This window comes from Mucilaginibacter sp. GW822-FHT03E02, assembly GCF_058801545.1.
The window spans coordinates 2,467,574-2,488,242 of record NZ_JBXANJ010000001.1; the positions used below are offsets into that span (position 1 = coordinate 2,467,574).

A 20,669-nucleotide genomic window follows, 5' to 3' on the forward strand; every position below is an offset into this window, starting at 1 on the left:
TGCCACGCTATCGCTCGCAATGACATGTGCGGCATAACGTGGCCAAACAATCAGTGACGATTGAATATGAGTGATAAATTTGATTACAGAGAGGCCCTGAAAAATATTCCCCATAAACCGGGAGTTTACCAATATTGGGACGAGGAGAAGGAACTGATATACATCGGTAAAGCTAAAGACCTGCGTAACCGTGTTGGGTCTTATTTTAATAAAGAAATTAACATTAATGCCAAAACACGGGTTTTGGTATCAAAAATCCGCAATATAACTTTTACCATTGTTGATACCGAGGTGGATGCCTGGCTGCTGGAAAACAGCATGATCAAAAAGCACCAGCCCAGGTATAATGTATTGCTTAAGGACGATAAAACCTACCCCTGGGTAATTATTAAAAACGAAAACTTCCCACGTATTTTCTGGACCAGGCGTATTGTTAAGGACGGGTCAAAATACTTAGGCCCATATGCATCCATAAGCATGATGCACAACATTTTGGGGCTGATAAAGGAAACTTACCCCCTGCGCACCTGCAATCTGGCGCTAACCCGCGAAAATATTGATAAGGGTAAATTCAAGGTTTGCCTGGAGTACCAGTTGGGCAACTGCAAAGGGCCCTGCCAAAACTACCAAACGGAAGAGGACTACGATAATAGCATAGCCGATATTACCGATATCCTGAATGGTAAAATAGGTGCCATACTACGCCGCCTTAAAGGCGAGATGGAAGCAGCCGTAGCCGAATACAACTATGAGCTTGCCCACAGGCTGAAACGTAAGTTTGATTTGCTGGAGAATTACCAAAGCAAATCAACCATAGTTAACTCGTCCATTACCGATGTGGATGTGTTTAACATTGCATCAGAAGAGAAACTGGCCTTTGTAAACTATTTAAAGGTAATGAATGGCACCATCATTCAAACGCAAACCATTGAGCTTAAAAAACGCCTGGATGAAAGCGACGAGGAACTGCTTACTTTAGCCATTATTGAATTCAGAAACCGGTATAATAGCACATCAAAAGAAGTGATTGTACCGTTTGACATTGATGTTGAAGACCATCCGGGCATTAAATTTACGGTACCAAAACTGGGCGAAAAACGTAAGCTGCTCGATTTGTCGCAAAAGAACGTACAGTATTTCAAAAAAGAAAAAATTGACCAGTACGAAAAGCTCAATCCCGAAATCCGCACCGAGCGTTTACTAACGCAGATGATGAAGGATTTGCGGATGAACCAATTGCCGCGCCACATCGAATGCTTTGATAACTCCAACTTCCAGGGCAAATATCCTGTCTCGGCAATCGTAGTATTTAGGGACGGAAAACCATTTAAAAAGGATTACCGCCACTTTCACGTAAAAACAGTAGAAGGCCCTAATGACTTCGCCACCATGGAAGAAGCTGTGCACCGCCGCTATCGCCGCATGCTTGACGAAGGGACGGAATTGCCGCAACTCATCATTATAGACGGCGGCAAGGGGCAGCTATCGAGCGCAATGCACAGCTTAAAACTATTAGGTATAGACAAACAAGTAACCGTGATAGGCATAGCCAAACGCCTGGAAGAATTATACTACCCCAACGACCAGTACCCCATGTACCTGGATAAAAAATCAGAAACACTTAAGGTGATCCAACACCTTCGGGACGAGGCACACCGCTTTGGCATTACCTTCCACCGTAAAATACGCGACAAAGGCACGCTGGCTACTGAGTTGGAACTGATAGAAGGCATTGGAAAAACTACTGCCGAAAAACTATTAAAATACTTTAAATCTGTAAAAAAGATCCGCGAAGCCAATGAGGAGTTACTGTTGGAAGTTGTTAATTTAAAGCAGGCCAAGGCGATTTTGGGATATTTTGATCAAAGTCAAAATTAAGTTATTGACTTGTGCTATCAAACCACCGTCATTGCGAGGTACGAAGCAATCCCCTACATGCTAAGTCCCACATAGTCCGGGATTGCTTCGCGCCTCGCAATGACGGTAGTTTTGGACTTGATTTACCCAAAACGCAAAAAGTCAAAACCGTACCAGTTTTGACTTTTTACTTTTGAATTTTTACTTAACAATTAGTACTGCCAAAGGTTAAGCTCCCAATCCATTAAACTCTTTTTGATCCTTTCCGATTCGTATAGCTTATCTATGCCCTGGGCGTAATCTTTAACGCGTTCGTCTTTATCATTACTTTGTTTCACGATATAGCTGGCGAAGATCCGCTTCATGAAAACATCGTCGAAACTTAAGCCTGTTGCATCGCTGGCGCGGCTAACCACTTCTTTGGTTGCCAATACCTGGCGGGCTTCAGGAAAATAAATCCAGAAAGCTGGCTGATAATCTACATCTGCACCGCCTACGCCTTTTGGCTTAACAAGCGGCGCTATGCCGATGATGCGTGGCTCAAATATAGACCGCTGGCGGTCAAACACCCAATCTTCTTTTATACGGTATTTCAGTACGCTATCGGGGTTAAATTCGCTGGCAACCATTGTAGATCCAACTTCGTTCCCGTTGGCATCAAATTTCTTAACCACACTACTATCAGCACCGGATAAACGTCCTTTGGCCTGTGAGCCTGTTAGGGGTGTACTAAAGCTATCTCCGTTAACGTCATCCTTTTTACCGGGTGTTGGGTCATAAGCCGTTAGTTCGCCCGCTGTTATAGCGTCCAGCAAAACATCAATTAACCGACGCTTTGGCGATGCCAGGTAAGTATTCATTTTATCGCGTACGTCAATCTCGCGCCATACCCTTTTGGCAAATGCCACATCGCTTTCGCGCAGGTTAGGGTACGGGGTTACTTTGGCACTTAAAATGTTGTTCTTTTTATAATAGCCATCAAGCGGCCTTTCAAAAGGCTTCATTGGCTTTTTGTTAGCGGTATCAGGAGTTGGCTGGCTGGCCACTGTATTTGATGGTGGCGGAGGCGTGGCTCTCCTTCTTGCAGCTGTCGAGGTGCCTGTTGGTTTCCTGGTTGATTTTTTTGCAGGTTTCTTTTGCGCATAAGCGCCAATACAGGCTATACAAAGTAAAATAATTAAAATTCTCTTTTTCATACGCGTTTAATTTGCGGATAATACAATTGCGTCCAGTCCGCGTGGTGTACCGTCCGGGCCAACAGCCACAACATCTTTAAATACAACTGTAGTACCTGGTGTAACAGTATTCAATGCCGATTTCATTGCCCCGGTAAGCTCACCGCTTGAGCCCGAATATATGATGGCATCCTGACGCGGTTTTATAATTAATACCGTAAAACGGGTAACATTAAATTTGGCATCGAAATCAAAGTTGTCAAGTTTAGCAAAAAGCCTGTCTTGTGCCCTTAAGTTAGCAGCGCTGGTTGTACCGCCGCTTTTGCCGCCAAACTGCGCTTTAGGATCCGGGATTCGTTTTATACGAAAATCAGATGCGCCCAAAACCATGCCTTTTTCACCTGTAACAGTAATCTTTGCAGCACCAACGTTACTTACCTTGACGGTATAATGCCCTGCGGAACCGCTAATGGAACCACCGCTCATGCTTACATTTAAGCTTGAAGTTGGCACGCCTGGCGCCGACACTGAAACCGGGTTGGCAACTCCTATATACAATACATTCATTTTATCCGGAGATACCACAGCCGATGGTCTTGCAACCATATACTCCTGTGAAAATGTATACCTTTTATCCGGCCCGCCATCAACTGCTTTAACAACCAATTCGCCGCTCATAGTATGCTTGCCTTCGCCACTTGCGGTAGTTGTGTAAGTTCCAATACCATCTTTCGTCGGCACAGAAGACCCTCCAACAGTAATAGTTGGATTGGTATGAGAATCATAAGCCGTCAAATAAATGTCTGCTTTAAATTGTTGTCCGGCCAAAATATAACTGCTTGGCGCCACGGCAACGGCCCTGAATGCGTTCAGCGTAACCTCAGCCTTATCAACGTTGCTATATAATTTCTTTACAACCTCATTCTCGGCATTTTTCGAATCAGCCTCTATCTTGGCAAGTGTAGTTATAGTCGCTCCCAACGGGATACCTTCACCAAAATAAGCCTCCTGCCAGGTTTTTTGCTGCATTCCGGTGTTTGCCTTTGGAGCATCGGCGTTTAAAGAAAAATTCACTCCTTCAGCGTCCTTGCCTAACAATTTCAGCAATTTGGCACGGGTAGCGTCAATCTTTTCTTTTAAAACATCGGCCTTTTTTCCATTGATCATCACTTCTGATGATATATCTAAATTATCTCTTGCGTTAATATCATCAATTTCAGGGTTGATACCTCCACCTTTTTCTTTTAGCTCCTCCTTTAATCCATCTATATACTTGTTCAGATCCTCCGTCATAGCGGTAGCCTCCTTCGCAGCATCATAGTATTTTTTCTTATCGGGCTGAGCCTTTACCTTAGTCTCGAAAGAACTGTATGTGTTTGATAAACTGGCATTTACATTCTTAGTGGATGCATCCAAACTTTTGGTAATATTTTTAAAAGCATCCAACAGGTTCTCCGGTACGTTTAGGGCAATTAAACCTAAAAGCACCAGGTATAAGATACCTATCATTCGCTGTCTTGGGGTTTCTTTACCTCCGGCCATCTATATAAATCTTAGCTTTTAAAAAAATCTGTTTAATAAATTAACTAACACGTGGCTGATTCATAGCTGTAAGCATATTGCCATATATAGCGTTCAATGATCCCAGGTTTTTTGCTAAACGGCCAACCTCTTCCTTAAACTGTTTCGAGTCATCTAACGATTCGTTAAAGTTATTCATGGTTAAGGCCATGTTTTGGTAAAACTTGCTCATCGATTTTAAGTGCGCGTTTGAATCCTGCAACTCCAGCTCATAAACGGCGTTTAACGATCCTAAGTTTTTAGCCAGTTTGTTTACCTGCTCATGATAAGCTTTTGAATCTACATTGGTATCGGCCATCTCGGCTAAATTGGCCGAAGCTTTTTCAAAAGCTGCGCTCAGGTTATCATAACTTGCGGTGGCTGTTTTTACTTTAGCAGTAAAAGCAATAGTAGCTTCGCCGGCATCAGTTACTCTTGATATAGCTGCAACTTTATCGCCAAAAGTTCTTAAACCATCGCCCAGGCTACGTACCAGATCGGGACCTATTTTGGCATCATCAAGCATTTTATCTAAAGCTGCGGTAGTGTTGGTTGCTCCTATAGCAACCGGGTGTGATGATGACTTTGGCAGTTCGCCCTGGAAATCTTCATTAAGTTCAGGATATACCCGCACCCAATCAACCTCTTTGTCTTCACGTTGTAATCCTAAAATAAAGAAAAGTATAGCCTCGGTTGTTAAACCCGCAGTGATAAACTCAGAAGCATATTTCCAGTGTTGAATTTTAAATAACAAACCGATGATAACTACCGTTGCCCCGATTGAAATAATGTTTCCTATTCCAAATGGTTTTTTCTTTCCAGTTCCAGCCATAATAATCAGAAATAACTTTGTTTAGATTTTACGTTTATTGTTTTGTTTATCGTTTGTCTTTGATATCCCGGCCCAGATAACTTGTTACGCAGCGGAAACCGATATATGATTTAGCGGTATCCTGGTACTCGTAGGTACGGGTAGAATTTTGGAGGAAGTAACCGATATCTTTCCATGATCCGCCCCGCACAACTTTACGTTTAAGCACTTCGGGGTCAGAGGATTTTGCCTCAACCGCAAAGGTTGGAGCAAGGTCATGCACAAAGGTTGAAGCTGACTCGTCAAAAGCTGACGATGTCCATTCTGCCACGTTGCCGGCCATGTTATATAAGCCATAGTCATTAGGGAAATAGGAACGCACGTTTACCGTGTAAGCGCCGCCATCATCTGTATAATTACCGCGGCCGGGTTTAAAGTTGGCCAGTAAACAACCTTTAGCGTTTTTAATGTAAGGACCGCCCCATGGATAATCGGTACCTAACCTGCCGCCACGGGCGGCATATTCAAATTCACCTTCGGTAGGTAAGCGGTAATCGGCACGTGGAGGTAAATGTCTTGAATTTTTATAGGCTTCGTTGTAGCGAGTGCGCCAAACGGTAAATGCCCTTGCCTGTCTCCAGGTGACACCTACTACAGGATAATTGCGAAAAGCAGGATGTGAAAAATAAGCCTCAACCATAGGCTCATTAGCCGCGTATGAAAAATCGCTTAACCATACCAATGTATCGGGATATACGGTAACGGTATCGCGCAAAATGAAATCCGAACGTCTTGATTTTGGGTCGTTCCTGTGGTTTGCGGCATCGCGTAGTACCATCAGCGCATAGTTATATTTAAGCAACCGTACATCCAGTTCGTCGCGGTCAAAAACCCTGTCTTCATTCTGGTAAAACATTCCCTGAAGCTTCGATTTGTTGCTTGCGGCGCCTTTTTTGTTACTCCAAACCGGGTTCTTTTTTACATAAGCCCAATTGATATATTTTTTACCGCTTGCGTTGGCCCCACGGCCGCCTTTTGGCTGCAGATAATATTTGTTATCATTTACATAATTGGTAATAGCGATAGAGTCACGTACCCAAAATACAAATTTCTTGTATTCGCTGTTGGTAATTTCTGTTTGGTCCATAAAAAAAGGAGCCTCGGTTACCTGTTTTGGCTGGGCAGTTTGCGCAAAGGTTACATCCTGATCTGTTTGGCCCATCATAAACGACCCGCCTGGTATATAAACCATTCCGTAAGGCACTTCGGCCTTAAAGGAACGCTGCGGCACACCGGTTAACTCACCTCTGTCGCCGCCACCACCGCAACCACTTAATACACCACCAGCTAAAACAACTATTAAAAAGTATATCTGCTTCATTTTAAAATCAAAAATCAGTTATAAAAATATAACATTATAAGACCCCCGAATATATCAAATTTGCGTTACCGTGCCAAAAAACATTTAAATTAAGCAATAAAAAGCCCTTTAAAACGCCAACGGCATTGTTTTATTAATAAATTACAGTGTTATAAACAATGAACTAACTAACTACTTAAGTGTAAATTAGATGTCACTAATACGCCTTTAACCCCAAAAAAGTTTCAAACTGGTAAATAAATTTCCTTTTTTTTATTTATTTACCAATTTACAATACTGCTCAATAGCCATTGTCATGGATGGAGCGGCTGGTGTTGGTGCAGGAATATCCAGTATTAAACCCGCTTCAAGCACTGCTTTGTGGGTTGTTGCACCAAAGGCAGCTATGCGTGTATTGTTCTGTTTAAAATCGGGAAAGTTTTTATAGAGGGACTGGATACTTGAAGGACTGAAGAAGGCGATAACGTCATAAAAAACCTCGGCCAGATCTGAAAGATCGCTGCAAACAGTACGAAATAGCACCGCCGGGGTAAAGTTATACCCATTTTCCAATAAAAAGCGCTGGGTTTCTTCGGCAGCCACATCTGAACATGGATACAGGAATTTTTCGGCAGAATGCTTCTTCAACACTTCGGCTAAATCGGCGGCTGTTTGCTTGCCAAAAAAAATTTTGCGCTTGCGGTATTGAATATACTTTTGCAGGTAAAGCGCGATTGTTTCGGATAAACAAAAGTATTTCATTTCTACAGGCACCTCAAAGCGCATCTCTTCACAAATGCGGAAGAAATGGTCGGCAGAGTTGCGGCTGGTAAAAATAACCGCTGTAAAATCAGCCAGGTTAATTTTTTCCTTCCTGAAATCCTTTGCCGGTACGCCCTCAACATGAATAAATGATCTGAAATCAATTTTCAAGTTCAGCTTTTTAGCCAGCTCGGCGTACGGATTTTTGTCGTTTTCGGGTTTTGATAAAGTAACTAATATACTTTTAACCTTTTTCTTTCTGTCTTCCAAGTCAATTCTTTTAACTACCTAAATCCTAATGTTTAATGCCTTTATCAAAATTAAAATAGGGCAAATTTCGAGGGCACAAAGATACGTAAATAAATAAAATTTGTGAAATCTAAAAGTAGAAATTATGTTTACGCTGCTCCTGAGATATTGCCATATAAAAATGATGATAACAATGATGAGTGTAAGGGTAAGCAATACCGGGATGTACTGAGCGCCCAATAAGCTAAAACATATCACTACCGGTAAAAAAACGAATGCTATATTAAAATAAGTAAGGTGTAATATGTTCAGATATTCGGTTACCAGTTTATTAATATCAAACACAAAACCCAGCAGTTTAAGTACAACAAATTTTAGCGCAAACAAAGCAATAACACCAATAGTAAGCAAAACAAAAAGCCTGCTGCCGCTCACCACATAATAAACTCCTTTATAAGCCGCCAATTGGTATAAAAAAAGGCTAAATGTTAAACAAAAAAGCAAAAATAATCCTAAAAAAGCCCATAGACTTACTACCCCATCTTCTTTGCCGGCCTGCGATAAAACGCGCTTACTATAAAATGAATGCCATACAAAGCTCACATCACTGTTGAGGGTTATATTTAATATTGCCGTGTATAACAGCAGTGCAATAATAATTGCAATAACCCAGGGGTCGCGCTGCGGACGGCTAAGGCCATCTTTTACCTTACCTTTTGTTTTTAGATGAATATCTAAAAATCCATATCCTTTATATTGGGTGCGGGCAAGTAAGCTATCAGTAAACTCATTGGTGGTGCTTGAATCGGGCACACGGATAAAGCGCATCGCTATTGAATCGGCCACAAAAAGCTTCCGGGCCTGCATAGCGTTGGCAACAGAATCGAGCAGGGAATTACCGCCAATGCTGATATGCCTGTAAGATGGGGCCTTGCGGCCTGCCGAAGTATCCTGCTGGCCAAGGGCGGCAAATACTACACAGCATATCAACAAAAAACTTAAGGCAATTAAACGCATTTAAAAATTAACCCTTTAAAATTCGCTGCAAAATTAAGGTAATAATTGGTTGTTTGGTAATGCCCGGTAATTAAAGATAAACGTTAATCAACAGTACCCGTAGCTGCCCAAAAAACCAGGAAACCAGGCCTGCTTTTTTTAACAATGATACGCCTGAGTATCCGTTTAGGGTTTGGATGAATATTAAGCACATCAATATTATGATGGTCGCTTTCTGTCATTATATTTTTTTTGCCCCATTTGGCCAGGTTATGTACCAGATAACTTAAGTTTTCATCGCCCGTAGTTATATCATTGTAGTAATCGGGCAATGTAAAATCCTTTATTTCGGTACCGTCTTTATAAATCAGCTGTATCCGAAGCTGTGACGGGCCTTCGGAACTGGTAAGACTTAAATAGATCGCCTGATATTTCTTCTTCGGAACACTAAAAGCAAATCCGCCCTCACCCGAAACATAACGGGCCTGGTAGCTCACACTGTCACGATTATTATAGTGCAGTTTAATTGCCGGATGCCTGTACGAAGCAGGTATCAGCGGATTATCCGGAAGGGCATGTGGATCTCTATTATCGCAATAAACGGCGGCGGACATGGTGAGGTAGCCGTCGCCCTCGCCGTCACCATCAATGCCTTTTGTCCAGCTTTTGAGTAAAGCATTAAAGCAAGTACTAACCGGGCGGGCATTTAACAAAGTGTCGATATTAATTTGAATTGTTTTACCTGCCCGTTGCGCATTGGCCACGGTTGAAAACAAAAGGAAGGCCGTAAAAATAATAGCTGGTTTGAGGCCCATAATGTTGTTGGTTGGGCCAAAGATATAAACCAATACGTAGCCGGAAGTATTTATTGGGGCAGTTTTTTTAACAACTCTTTTGCAGGAACAGCTTTAAAACCGTCTTTATCATCGCCAACAATGAGGCTTTCGCCATTCGCCGCGGCAGATTCAACCAATTTACGATTTGCCCTTTTCAAACCTTCCATAACCTTTGATGCAAATTCATCAATATCCATATTAGTATTTGCTTTCGTTATCATCGCTTTGCCTTAAAATAGTATTCCAAATATCGGCTTTTATTATATTTGTTTCAAACCGAAATCCACCCTGAGCAACAAATACTGATCCAACATCTGTGTTATTGACAACCAGCCACTTGTCGCAGATAGTAATATATAGTTTTATCAGGTCTTTTATTCCCCCGTAATATCTGCGAATGATCACATCTCCGGGTATATTATGCCCACCCTTACTTACTCTTTTTGCTACCCGTTGCATGGCCATTTGAGGCGATTTTAACCAAAAATAAAGCAGGGTTACGTTATATCCATTTTGCCGAACTTTCTTTATCATCGATACATAACTCCTGGTGGATAATGTTGTTTCGATGGCAAAATCAACCTCCTGTTTTAAAAGCTCATCAATACGTTGCAACATAATCCTGCCTGCAGCCAAAGTCACACTTTCGGGGTTAAACGGCGAAATACCCGCTGCAATATTATCGGCGTTAACAAACTCGTAACAGTTAAGCAGTTCGGGTAAAACGGTGTAACTTGCCGTTGTTTTACCGGCGCCATTGCAGCCCGCTATAATATATAAATTTGGCATTCGGCTTTAAAATAATAAAGATAGTTTAAAAAACACAATTGCTTTGTTAATTCCGTTATCATTATAATTGCCAAAACTAACCGGGTAGTGTTAAAACTATTTGGTTGCCGGCAATACTTCAACAATATCTATTACATATAATTGATGATGCAAAACCTATTTAAAACCATCTGTTTCTTTTTAATTGCTGCATTGGCTTTTAGCCAGGATTGCCCTGCCCAGGTCAAAAAAAAGAAGCCCCACCTATCTGTCAGGGACTCATTACGGAAAAAGGTTTTGCGAAGAGATTCTGTAATCCGTTCGTTTAAGAATGTAGATGGCCCGGTAAATATACTGCTTGGTAAAATTGAGGATTATACCACCTCATACGTGGAAACCAATTCTGACTTGTCGCGAGGTTTTGACACTTTAGAGATAAGCCAGGAGTTGCCAACTTTAGAGAAACGGATGTCGTTAATGCGTAATGCCATTGACCGTTCATCTACTTTAGGTAACCTGGTTACCATCAGGGATATCATTGATCACCTAAAAGATCAAATGGACTCGTGGGAAGACCGGATAACCATTTATACCAATCAGCTTGACGCTATCGGCGACAAGGTATCTGATTTTAAATCGGATACTGTTTTGCGAAATGCCCCCGCTGATAGCAGCCTGAGGGTCAAAACCATTGCACAGGTACAGGACCTGGATGCTAAATGGAAAAATTTAGATAGCAGCGCCAAAAAATCAATGATCAGGATTGGCCTGCTCGAAAACAGGATATCGGCCTTATCTATTTTGCTGATTGACCTTGATGATAGGATAGATTTAAAAATTCATGAGTTTACTGTTAATGCACTTACCAACGAATATGGTTTTATCTGGAACCCTCACCCAAGTAAAACACCTAATAGCCTAAGTACCGCTTTTACAAAAACGAGCCGCTTAATTTACCTGCTTTACGCCTACTTTATAACCAGCAAATCAAACTTTGTTGCGCACATTGTAAACTTATTGATATTGGTTGTTTTTTTTGGATGGATTTATAACAGCCGCAAAAAAATAGCCCGGTTAAATAGCGGGTACGATAGCATCTTTGAGCAAACAAATTATATTGTAAAATATCCTTACCTATCAGCCCTAACCGTTTTTAGCATGGTATCGCCTTACCTGTATGACCATCCTACGCAGGCATTTACACATACCATGTTTTTAATCATGATGGCAAGTATTGGTGTTTTGATTAAAAATAACTGGCCCAGGCCGCTATATAAATTTTATGGCGTGCTATTTATAGCTTCCGTATTTTTTTGCATCAGCAGCCTAATGGTTTTGATAACCTACACAGACAGGGTTTTATTGCTGCTGTTATCCGGTGCTGTAATTTATTACTCATTGCAGCTGCTTAAACAAGTAAAAAACGGTGCACAGACATACCCGCCTTACATGCAGTTGATATTAAAAGCATTTATAGCACTGCATGGCTTTGCCATACTGTTAAACATTACCGGGCGGTTTAGCCTGGCCAAAATATTTAGTGTAACTGCTACTTTAAACCTGTGCCTGGCCATGGGCTTTTATCTGTTGTTGCAAATACTGATGGAAAGCTTGTTTTTACAGTTAGAGGGTAACAAAAAATCGGGCAATAAAATTACTTCGTTTTTGGATTTTAAAGAATTGCAGAAAAAGTCAAAAGGGTTCCTGGTTAAAATTATTGGTATATTATGGCTTGTGGCCTTAGCTAAAAACCTAACCATCGACGATTATATATATGACCAGGCTAATGATTTTTTAAATTCGCCGCACCAGGTAAGCAGTACGGCTTTCACTTTCCGCAGCATACTGGTATTTGTAATTGTAATATGGATATCGGGTTTAATAGCCAGGGTTATCAGCTATTTTTATGATTTTGCCGGGCAACAAACCAAACTAACACCGCAGGCTAAAAAAACCAGGTCGTCTATACTACTTATCAGGCTAACCATTTTTGTTGTTGGCTTTTTTGTGGCTATAACGGCGGCCGGCATCCCGATGGATAGGGTAACTATTATTATTGGTGCATTGGGCGTAGGTATTGGTTTCGGTTTACAAAACATAGTGAACAACCTGGTATCGGGCGTTATACTGGCTTTTGAAAAACCGGTACAGGTGGGCGATGTTATAGAGGTAAGCGGCAAATCGGGCACAATTAAAGAAATTGGAATCCGGTCAAGCAAAATTGAATGTGGCGATGGATCTGAACTTATTGTACCTAATGGCGACCTTATATCTCAGCACGTGATAAACTGGACCTTAAGTAATAATAACCGCCGGGTAGAACTTCTGATCAGGGTTGCTTACGGATCGGACATAGCTAAGGTAGAAAGCATTCTTAACGGCATTATAAAGGGTAATAATGATATCATGAAAACCCCGCCGCCAACGGTATTTTTAAATAACTTCAGCGACTCGGCCATCGAATTCAAGGCTTTATTTTGGGCCGACGATATCTCTAAATGGCAAGGCTTAAAAAGCAGCGTGATGCTGGCAATATATATTGAGTTTGACAAAGAGGGGATAGAAATACCAAAGGGACAAAAAGATATACAGGTTAATTTTCCGGCCGGCCTGGGCAACCAGGCACCACCAAATAAGGCCGGCGATGCCACTGCCCCGCCTGCGACTCAATAATGGTATTGTTGCTGGGTTTAGTGTTGGCTTGTTAAATATGGCTATTCATTTTAACAAGCCAACACTATTGTCATCTCCATTTATTGAATTTTATTTTTTCACAAATTTTGTTTTGCCTAACGAATTACCGCCTGCATCTTTCAGCTCAACAACGTAAACACCGGGTATAAACTTCGATACGTTTTCGCTCCAACTATCATTTACAGATGTTTTTTGTACCACAAGTGCTCCGGTTACATCGTAAATACTTAGTTTATAGCTTGACGCTGCGGTTGTAATTTTGCCGTTGGTGACACTCACATTTAAAGTCTCGGCTGTAGGATTAGGGTAAACACTAAACATATCAGCGTTTCCGTTGTTGTCAAAGTAAATATTTACAGGGTTTGAATAGGAAATATTGCCAAATAAATCAACCTGTTTTAAACGATAAACGTTATTGCCTGTGTTAGGTAACCGATCTGTATATTTATAAATGGTGCCGCCATTGCTTTGTACCTGGTAAACCGGGGCATAGTCGCTACTGTTGGTTCCCTGTTTTTCTAAAGTGAAAAAATAATTATTGCCTTCATTATAAGTTCGCCAGGTAACTAAAATACCATCGGTGGCTTTTTGAGCGGTAAAAGTAACCAGCTTATATTTTGATGCAGGCTGTTGCTGAACGGACAATTCAAAACGATTGGCCCCAAAAGTAACCGTATCCGCAGTTACAATATTAAATGCGTATGACTTGTATTTGCCAATATCGAGCGAATCTTGCTTATAATGATCAATCAGGTAAAATTTATACTGTACTGTATCGGCATTTTTAAGATCGGCAAGATCAACTTTATAAAGGCCGCTTTCAGTAGCTTTTACAAACAGCTTAATTTTTTTTCCTGTCCCCTTATAATCGGCAAGCTGGTTTATCGATGTCCTTACGCCATCTGCCGAATAACTGGAGATGTATACATCGGGCGCAGCCCCGTCTAAATCAATTGCATCTTCGGTATTGTGGAATTTATCGTCCCACTCTTTGGCAAAATATATGCCACATTGTGCATTTACCATACTATCTTTTGTAAGTTGTAAATGCAGGCCGGCAGCCGTCCATTCATCAGCCGGAACATTAAAAGATTTTTTTAACATCCTGATATCATTTTTAGTGCTCATCAACAATGCCGGAGTAGTTGATTTTGTGATGGCCGGGTAGCTAATCTTTTGGTCTTCCTTGAAAGTGATGGTTTGCCCGGTTGCTGTTGCATCTATAAGAAAGCCCTGGCCACTAACTATGTATTTACCGGCCCTGGTATTTGATGTAGTGTGGGTTGAAGCATTGTAAGAAATGTAGGCCTGCTCGGGGAGGCTCATTTCCCAAAAAATGGGGCTTATGGCGTTGGTTAAAGCATTATAATTATCAGTGTAAACAACATCAAGACTTATAGTACTTGCGTATGGATTGCCCACCTGGTTATAACCGGGCAATATGGCACCGGTGCCGGTATGGTAAGGTATTGATGTGCTGCTGGTATTCCAAAATTTAACCGGTACATTACCCTGATTTAGATAGCCTACTGCCGTAATAGTTGTATTTTCAGGCGTTCTTATCGCCGATGATGTTTGCGTACTGCTGTTATCCCCGATAAAAAAGTACAAAAAGCTATTACCAACTGGTATAGTTACCCCGCTGGTTTGAACCGCCACCGGATAACCCGAAATTGTTGTTGCCCCGGTTGCTGTAATATCATATATACCTACGTTTTTACCCGCAACATACGATTTAGTATTATTTGTAGTTAAGCTTTCGTTGTAAAGATATAATGTGGGATAGGTATTGGGAACAAAAAAACCGGTGCCCGGCCCGCCTGTTAGGCCCCCATTGTAAGTAACGCCGCCAAAAGTTTGCGATGTGCTGATATAGCTAAGGCCAATATTACCTGCCCCCGAAGTGTTTGAACTTATATTAACCGGTGGCGACATCAGGCGATAGCCCCGGTATCCGGAACCGCCTGTAATATAGCGCTGCACATTTACATTGCCTGTAATTACAGCGCCTGTAGGAATTTGCGCCACGGTGGCCGATGAGGATGCATCAGACATTAAAGTTAATACCCCGCCTGCATCAAGCGTTGTGGTTGCATTGGCCATAGTAAGCGTACCCGTGCTTGCCACCGCAAAACCACCCGAACCAGACATGGTTTTTGCATTTGATAACGATGTTCCGCTAAAATTTACATTCTTAAAAACGGTACCGGTGGAGCTTACATCGCTAAGGGCCTGGGCAGCCGAACCGTTAAAATAAGTTGTACCGGTACCTTGTGTGTATACCCCACCCGAATTATTGGCATAGTTGCCCGCAATGCTCAGATTGGCCGAGCCTAAGGCAAGTATGCCACTGCTGTTATTGGTAACATTGCCGGTAACGGTTATAGCCCCGCTGCCTTGTGTTACGGTTGTAGAGTTAGTCCAGTTACCTGTAACATTTACTGTGGGGTTATTGGTATATAAATCAACCCCGGCATTGGCAGTAGTAAAGTTGCCGCCGACCGACAAGGTACTTCCAAGTACGGTTTTGATGCCCGTGCCAGACGTTTTTAAGTTATAGTAGGAAACGCCACCCGACAGCCCGCTGATGGCTGCACTGGTATAAATAGTTTGGTTGGCCCCACCATACTCAACTGTTGCACCCGTATTATTAAACGACATTACGTTTATTCCTAATGTGGATAACGCGCTTATTGGCGATGATCCGGTTAACTTCAGTGTACCTGTACCACTTACACTGACAGTTGATGTATTATCAACCTGCGTTAAATTACTGGCAATTTGATTAGACGATGCGATGCCGCTTGCGCTCACTATTCCGCTTATAATACTTATTTTAGCGTCAAAGTTTCTTTGGCCGTTATCTAAAGTTGAAATTAAGCTAATATTGCCCGTAATACTCATTTGGCTTATAGACGATGTAAATGAAAAAGGGCTGTTGTTTGCTTTTGGTAAGCTGTAATCGCCAATATTTAATGCGCCTGTCGCCGTCAATGTACCCGTTCCTGATACCGCTAACGAATAACTACTACCGTTGGTGCTGTTAACATTGAGGGAGGCAGTTACCGTAATATCGCCATTAACGGTAAAGGGTGTATTTACGGCAAAGGTTGTGAATTGAGAGTTATCTGTTCCAAAAATTATGCTTCCTACTGAGGTTGCACCGCCGGAACTGATAATGGGGTACGCCTTTACGCCGGTTAAAGCTTTAACACCAATGCGTGCAATATCTATCGATCCTGGTACAACGCCCAAGCTCCAGTTACCCGTAGCGTTCCAGCTGGTGCTTACATTACCCGTCCAGTCGTTTGTATTAACTACTCCAACCACGGCGCCTGTAGTTGATGCGCCATTGTACGGAAAATATCCGCTGGTATAAAAACTTTGATAATTATCGGCATTTGCAGTGCTTACAGAGTAGGTTATACTGGTGGGCGTTGGTGTGCTAAAAGTACTTAATGCCTGCCCCACAAGAAAGTAATTAATTGCATTTACCGTAGTACCATCGGTATTGCCGGCCGAATAATAATATTCGGATGTGGGTAAGGTCATTTGTCCGGTATTGGTGCTATTTACGGCCACGCCTGTTACCAGCGAAGTTCCTGTTGCAGCCGAAAGTACGCTATTGGTAGTTTTGAAAAGGGTATATGACGAAAATATGGCCTGCCCGTTTGTTGCGGAGTTAAAAACCAATGTACCAAAATTGATATCTCCCCTGATGTTCGCGTTTACGCCGTAGGGTATAACATTGATCTGTCCTGGCGAAATAGAGGAAGAAATACCGTTGGCAGTGCTTGTAATAGGGATATACTCCACCTTTTGCTGGTAAAAATTGAAATTATCCCACTGAAAACGGTTGGCGGCCGAAGTTGAAGATTCCAGGTACGAAAAATTGTAGGTATTTAAATCAATGCTGCTTACTGTTGTCCCCACGTTAGTTGGCCCTGAAGTAGTAGTAACGCCTGTTGATCTGTTTAAAATATAAATGTAATAGTAACCGATAACCGACTTTACAATACGTATCTGGTAAGTAGTGGTACTGCTGTTCGGCATTGATACGGTTGCATAATTGGTGACCTGGTTATTGGCCGTGCCGTATTTAAACCTCAAAACCAGGTTGCCATTATATTGGGTAACGTATAAGCCCTTAGTATAATCGGTAGCGCTGTTAGCCGTGTAGGTGTTTGCAATAAGCCAGTAACGCCAGGAATCCGTGGCTGATGAGCTGCTTGCAGCCATAGTGACAGAATTATCGGCAGTTGCGGCACCGGTTACATTCTTGTAATCAAACTCCCATTCGTAGGTACGGCCCGACATGCTGAGCGCGGCGGCAGAACTTCCGCTGCTCATAAAATTCCAACGAAGATAACCCACGGCCCCCAGGGCTAATGATGATAAACTTTTAGAAGAATTTAAGGATGAGCTTGAAACCAAATCAATGGTAGCCGATGAAGAATTTCGGGTAGAGCCCGCTGCCGGTAAAAATGTTGACGGCGTACCGGCAGTGGCCGACTCTAAGCTGTTATAGTAATATTGCCTCGGGGTATTAGTTCCATCGTAGTATTCTTGCGCAACAGCCATATGGGCAATGAAAACAATACATACTATCCATAAAGATTTAAGTAAAGTTGTTTTCATATAAAAATAATTAATAAAGCCGTGGTAAAAATCAGGGTGCGGCAAACTTTTGAAAGCACTACCAACTTTGATACGTAAAACATTGATAATAAGGTTTCTTTTTACTAAAGAAAATTTTATTAAAAATACCATGAAAAATTGCTTTTTGCTGATTTTAAGGGAGAAATATTTCCTACCGAGAAACCAATATTGATAAAACAGGCTTAGGCAAAAGAAAATACCCAATAGTTACAAAAATATCACTTATTGATAATTTTTTTTATTTTACGACTTATTATTTTAACCAAAAAAGCTAAGGCAATGTATTTTAATACAGATTGCCTGTTTATTTACGGTACATTTAAATAGTTTATGGCAAAAAGATAAATATAGTGGGGGATAGCTATGCCGGAACAACCGTTTTATTAGCGATGAAAGGCAATAAAAAGATTAAAAATTAACAATACGGCATATGCCTGAATTAACATCAGGCCGCTATTGCCATCCTGAAATAAAATGGGTTAATAACCAACAGCCCTAAGTTGTAAAACCAAATTCTTCTTAAGAAATCCACAATTGCGTTTACCTTTGCCCTGTTTTGCATTGGCCCAAACGTTTACAAAAAGCCAAAGGCAAAATGAACAAAGCTTAAAGCTAACAGCAATTTACTATCAAATAAAACATGGCCGGCATCTACATACATATTCCTTTTTGCAAACAAGCTTGTCATTACTGCGATTTCCATTTCAGCACATCGCCGCAATACAAAGACGAGTTGGTACAGGCATTGGTGAGCGAAATTAAGCTGCAAAAAAAATACCTGAACGGCGAAACCGTGGAAACAATCTACTTTGGCGGCGGCACCCCTTCGGTGCTGGCAGCCGACGAAATTCAGCTGCTTATTAATACTGTAACAGAACTACATACCGTAGCCTCAGCTGCCGAAATTACGCTGGAGGCTAACCCCGATGATTTGGATGTGGCCAAAGTAAAAGCGTTTAAACAAACCGATATCAACCGCTTTAGTATTGGCATTCAATCGTTTTTTGACGAGGATTTGGTTTGGATGAACCGTGCCCACCGTGCCCGTGAATCTGAAACGGCAGTAAAAAGGGTACAGGATGCCGGTTTTGAAAACATTACAGCCGATTTAATTTATGGTTACCCCCTACTTACCGACACCAAGTGGAAGCAAAACCTGGATAGGATTTTTGAATTGTCTATCCCCCACATATCGGCTTATTCCATGACGGTAGAGCCACAAACCGCCTTGGCAGCCTTCATCAGCAAAAAAAAGCAACCACCCATGAACGACCAGCAAAGCGCTGCCCAGTTTATGGTACTGATGCAAGCCATGGCCGACCATGGTTTTGAGCATTACGAAATATCAAACTTTGCCTTACCTGGTAAATACTCAAAACATAACTCCAATTACTGGCAGGGGGTTAAATACCTGGGCATTGGTCCATCGGCACACTCCTACAATGGCGAGGTTAGGCAGTGGAATATTGCCAATAACGCTAAATATACTAAAGCCATCATAAGCGGTAAAATACCCGCCGAAACAGAAACCCTTACCGAGGCTAATCGCCTAAACGAGTACATCATGACATCCATCCGCACCATGTGGGGGCTCAATCTTAACAAGCTCAATGCCATTGCAAAAGGTGCGGCCGATCAGTTACAGATAGAAGCCCGCGAGTTTTTCGATAAAGAATGGATTGCAGAAAAGGATAGTATCATCTACCTTACAGCCACCGGCAAGCTATATGCCGATAACATTGCAGCAGGCCTCTTTTTTTAACCGGAATCAAATACCGTCACTTTTTAGTAACCTGATACTCCAATTGAAAAAAATTCAAAATTCAAACTGATAACTGATAACAAGGTGAATACATTTTTTTTGACATCTGCCGGTTACCTTTTGACGTTTTATTTCGTTCCTTTGTTTACTTTTTGGTAATATTAAAGATACCCTAATTAAATTAGCACAACCGGAAGGTGATATATATGAGTTTTATACTTAACCCGATTGATACCGTTGAAAATATTTCTCCTGAGGATTTCAAGAAGAACTATTTAACCCCACGCCGCCCTTTGGTGATTAAAGGCCTCACAAAAACCTGGCCTGCCCGTGAAAAATGGACTCCAGAATACCTTAAAGAGGTTGTTGGCAATAAGGTAGTACCTTTATACGATAACTCCAAAGCCGATCCATCAAAACCCATCAACTCATCGGCTACCGAAATGCCTTTTGATGAATACATCGACCTGATACGTAGTAAACCAACAGAGTTGCGTATCTTCTTTTTTAATATTTTCAAACAGGCACCCCAGTTATTAAACGATATTGTACTCCCAAAAGAACTCATGGGTGGTTTTTTAGAAAGCATGCCCGGCATGTTCTTCGGCGGGTCAAACTCGGTAACGTTTTTACATTACGACATCGATTTGCCCCACATTTTCCACACTCATTTTGGCGGCCGCAAGCACGTTATATTGTTTGAAAATAAATGGAAGCGCCGCTTGTACTGCATCCCTAACGCTACCTACGCGCTGGAGGATTATGATGTACTAAACCCCGACATTAAAAAATTCCCCGCCTTGGATGGTGTAGAAGGTACCGAAGTATTTTTAGAACACGGCGATACACTGTTTATGCCTACCGGCTATTGGCACTGGATGAAATATATTGACGGCTCCTATTCATTAAGCCTGCGTGCCTGGGATGCATCCATGACCCGCAAAGCCGCCAGCTTGTACAACCTGGCTATTAAAGGCGGTGTAGATAGCTTACTCAAAATGGCTTTTAAGGAGAAATACGCAAAGTTCCGCGAGGAACTGGCTGTTAAATGGGCTAATAAAGAGTTGGCAGCGGGCAAACCTTTCTGATTTCTGTTACCAGGTTCGTGTTTTATTAAAGACTTTTTATAGCGGTGAAGTTTCTTCACCGCTATTTTTTTGCCATTCAGATAGTCCTCACA

14 protein-coding genes are annotated in these 20,669 nt (G+C 41.8%); 4 read left to right on the forward strand and 10 right to left on the reverse strand.

Annotation, left to right across the window (positions count from 1 at the left end):
* Positions 1-66: 66 nt before the first annotated feature.
* Complete coding sequence (gene uvrC, locus AC1RM2_RS10400; RefSeq protein WP_492985037.1) at positions 67-1,878, forward strand: excinuclease ABC subunit UvrC; 1,812 nt, start codon at positions 67-69, stop codon at positions 1,876-1,878.
* 191 nt (positions 1,879-2,069) lie between these two features.
* On the opposite strand, the gene porN is transcribed toward uvrC, so the two are convergent.
* From porN to AC1RM2_RS10445, 9 genes are all read right to left on the reverse strand, one after another.
* Positions 2,070-3,053 carry a type IX secretion system ring subunit PorN/GldN gene (gene porN / locus AC1RM2_RS10405; RefSeq protein ID WP_492985038.1) on the reverse strand — a complete coding sequence of 328 codons (984 nt, stop codon included), beginning with the start codon at positions 3,051-3,053 and terminating at the stop codon, positions 2,070-2,072.
* 6 nt (positions 3,054-3,059) lie between these two features.
* Positions 3,060-4,574 (reverse strand): type IX secretion system motor protein PorM/GldM, encoded by a 1,515-nt coding sequence (porM, locus tag AC1RM2_RS10410; RefSeq protein ID WP_492985039.1) that lies wholly within the window; start codon positions 4,572-4,574, stop codon positions 3,060-3,062.
* Positions 4,575-4,614: 40 nt separating this feature from the next.
* Positions 4,615-5,424, reverse strand: coding sequence for a type IX secretion system motor protein PorL/GldL (porL, locus tag AC1RM2_RS10415; protein WP_477357614.1), 810 nt, complete (start codon positions 5,422-5,424; stop codon positions 4,615-4,617).
* A gap of 46 nt (positions 5,425-5,470) precedes the next feature.
* Complete coding sequence (gene porK / locus AC1RM2_RS10420; RefSeq protein WP_477357616.1) at positions 5,471-6,784, reverse strand: T9SS ring complex lipoprotein PorK/GldK; 1,314 nt, start codon at positions 6,782-6,784, stop codon at positions 5,471-5,473.
* 252 nt (positions 6,785-7,036) lie between these two features.
* A complete protein-coding gene (locus tag AC1RM2_RS10425) occupies positions 7,037-7,801 on the reverse strand; it encodes a uroporphyrinogen-III synthase (protein WP_492988244.1) in 765 nt (254 codons plus the stop codon).
* Positions 7,802-7,813: 12 nt separating this feature from the next.
* Positions 7,814-8,791 carry a DUF4271 domain-containing protein gene (locus tag AC1RM2_RS10430; protein WP_492985040.1) on the reverse strand — a complete coding sequence of 326 codons (978 nt, stop codon included), beginning with the start codon at positions 8,789-8,791 and terminating at the stop codon, positions 7,814-7,816.
* Between the two features lie 83 nt (positions 8,792-8,874).
* Entirely contained in the window at positions 8,875-9,585 is a 711-nt protein-coding gene (locus AC1RM2_RS10435) for a hypothetical protein (RefSeq protein WP_492985041.1), read from the reverse strand.
* A gap of 50 nt (positions 9,586-9,635) precedes the next feature.
* Positions 9,636-9,827: a DUF8506 family protein gene (locus AC1RM2_RS10440; protein WP_492985042.1), complete on the reverse strand. Its 192-nt coding sequence runs from the start codon at positions 9,825-9,827 to the stop codon at positions 9,636-9,638.
* Positions 9,805-10,395, reverse strand: a complete 591-nt coding sequence (locus AC1RM2_RS10445) for an ATPase (protein ID WP_492985043.1) — start codon at positions 10,393-10,395, stop codon at positions 9,805-9,807. Before AC1RM2_RS10445 ends, AC1RM2_RS10440 begins: the two co-directional genes overlap by 23 nt.
* A 144-nt stretch (positions 10,396-10,539) precedes the next feature.
* Between AC1RM2_RS10445 and AC1RM2_RS10450 the strand changes: the two genes are divergently transcribed.
* On the forward strand, positions 10,540-13,047 hold the full coding sequence (locus AC1RM2_RS10450; RefSeq protein WP_492985044.1) for a mechanosensitive ion channel family protein: 2,508 nt from the start codon (positions 10,540-10,542) through the stop codon (positions 13,045-13,047).
* A gap of 90 nt (positions 13,048-13,137) precedes the next feature.
* Here AC1RM2_RS10450 and AC1RM2_RS10455 read toward each other — a convergent pair whose 3' ends face one another.
* Positions 13,138-17,706: a T9SS type A sorting domain-containing protein gene (locus tag AC1RM2_RS10455; protein WP_492985045.1), complete on the reverse strand. Its 4,569-nt coding sequence runs from the start codon at positions 17,704-17,706 to the stop codon at positions 13,138-13,140.
* Between the two features lie 661 nt (positions 17,707-18,367).
* Here AC1RM2_RS10455 and hemW point away from each other — a divergent pair.
* Positions 18,368-19,489 (forward strand): radical SAM family heme chaperone HemW, encoded by a 1,122-nt coding sequence (gene hemW / locus AC1RM2_RS10460; RefSeq protein WP_492985046.1) that lies wholly within the window; start codon positions 18,368-18,370, stop codon positions 19,487-19,489.
* A gap of 206 nt (positions 19,490-19,695) precedes the next feature.
* Positions 19,696-20,577 carry a cupin-like domain-containing protein gene (locus AC1RM2_RS10465; protein ID WP_492985047.1) on the forward strand — a complete coding sequence of 294 codons (882 nt, stop codon included), beginning with the start codon at positions 19,696-19,698 and terminating at the stop codon, positions 20,575-20,577.
* The last annotated feature ends 92 nt before the right edge of the window (positions 20,578-20,669 follow it).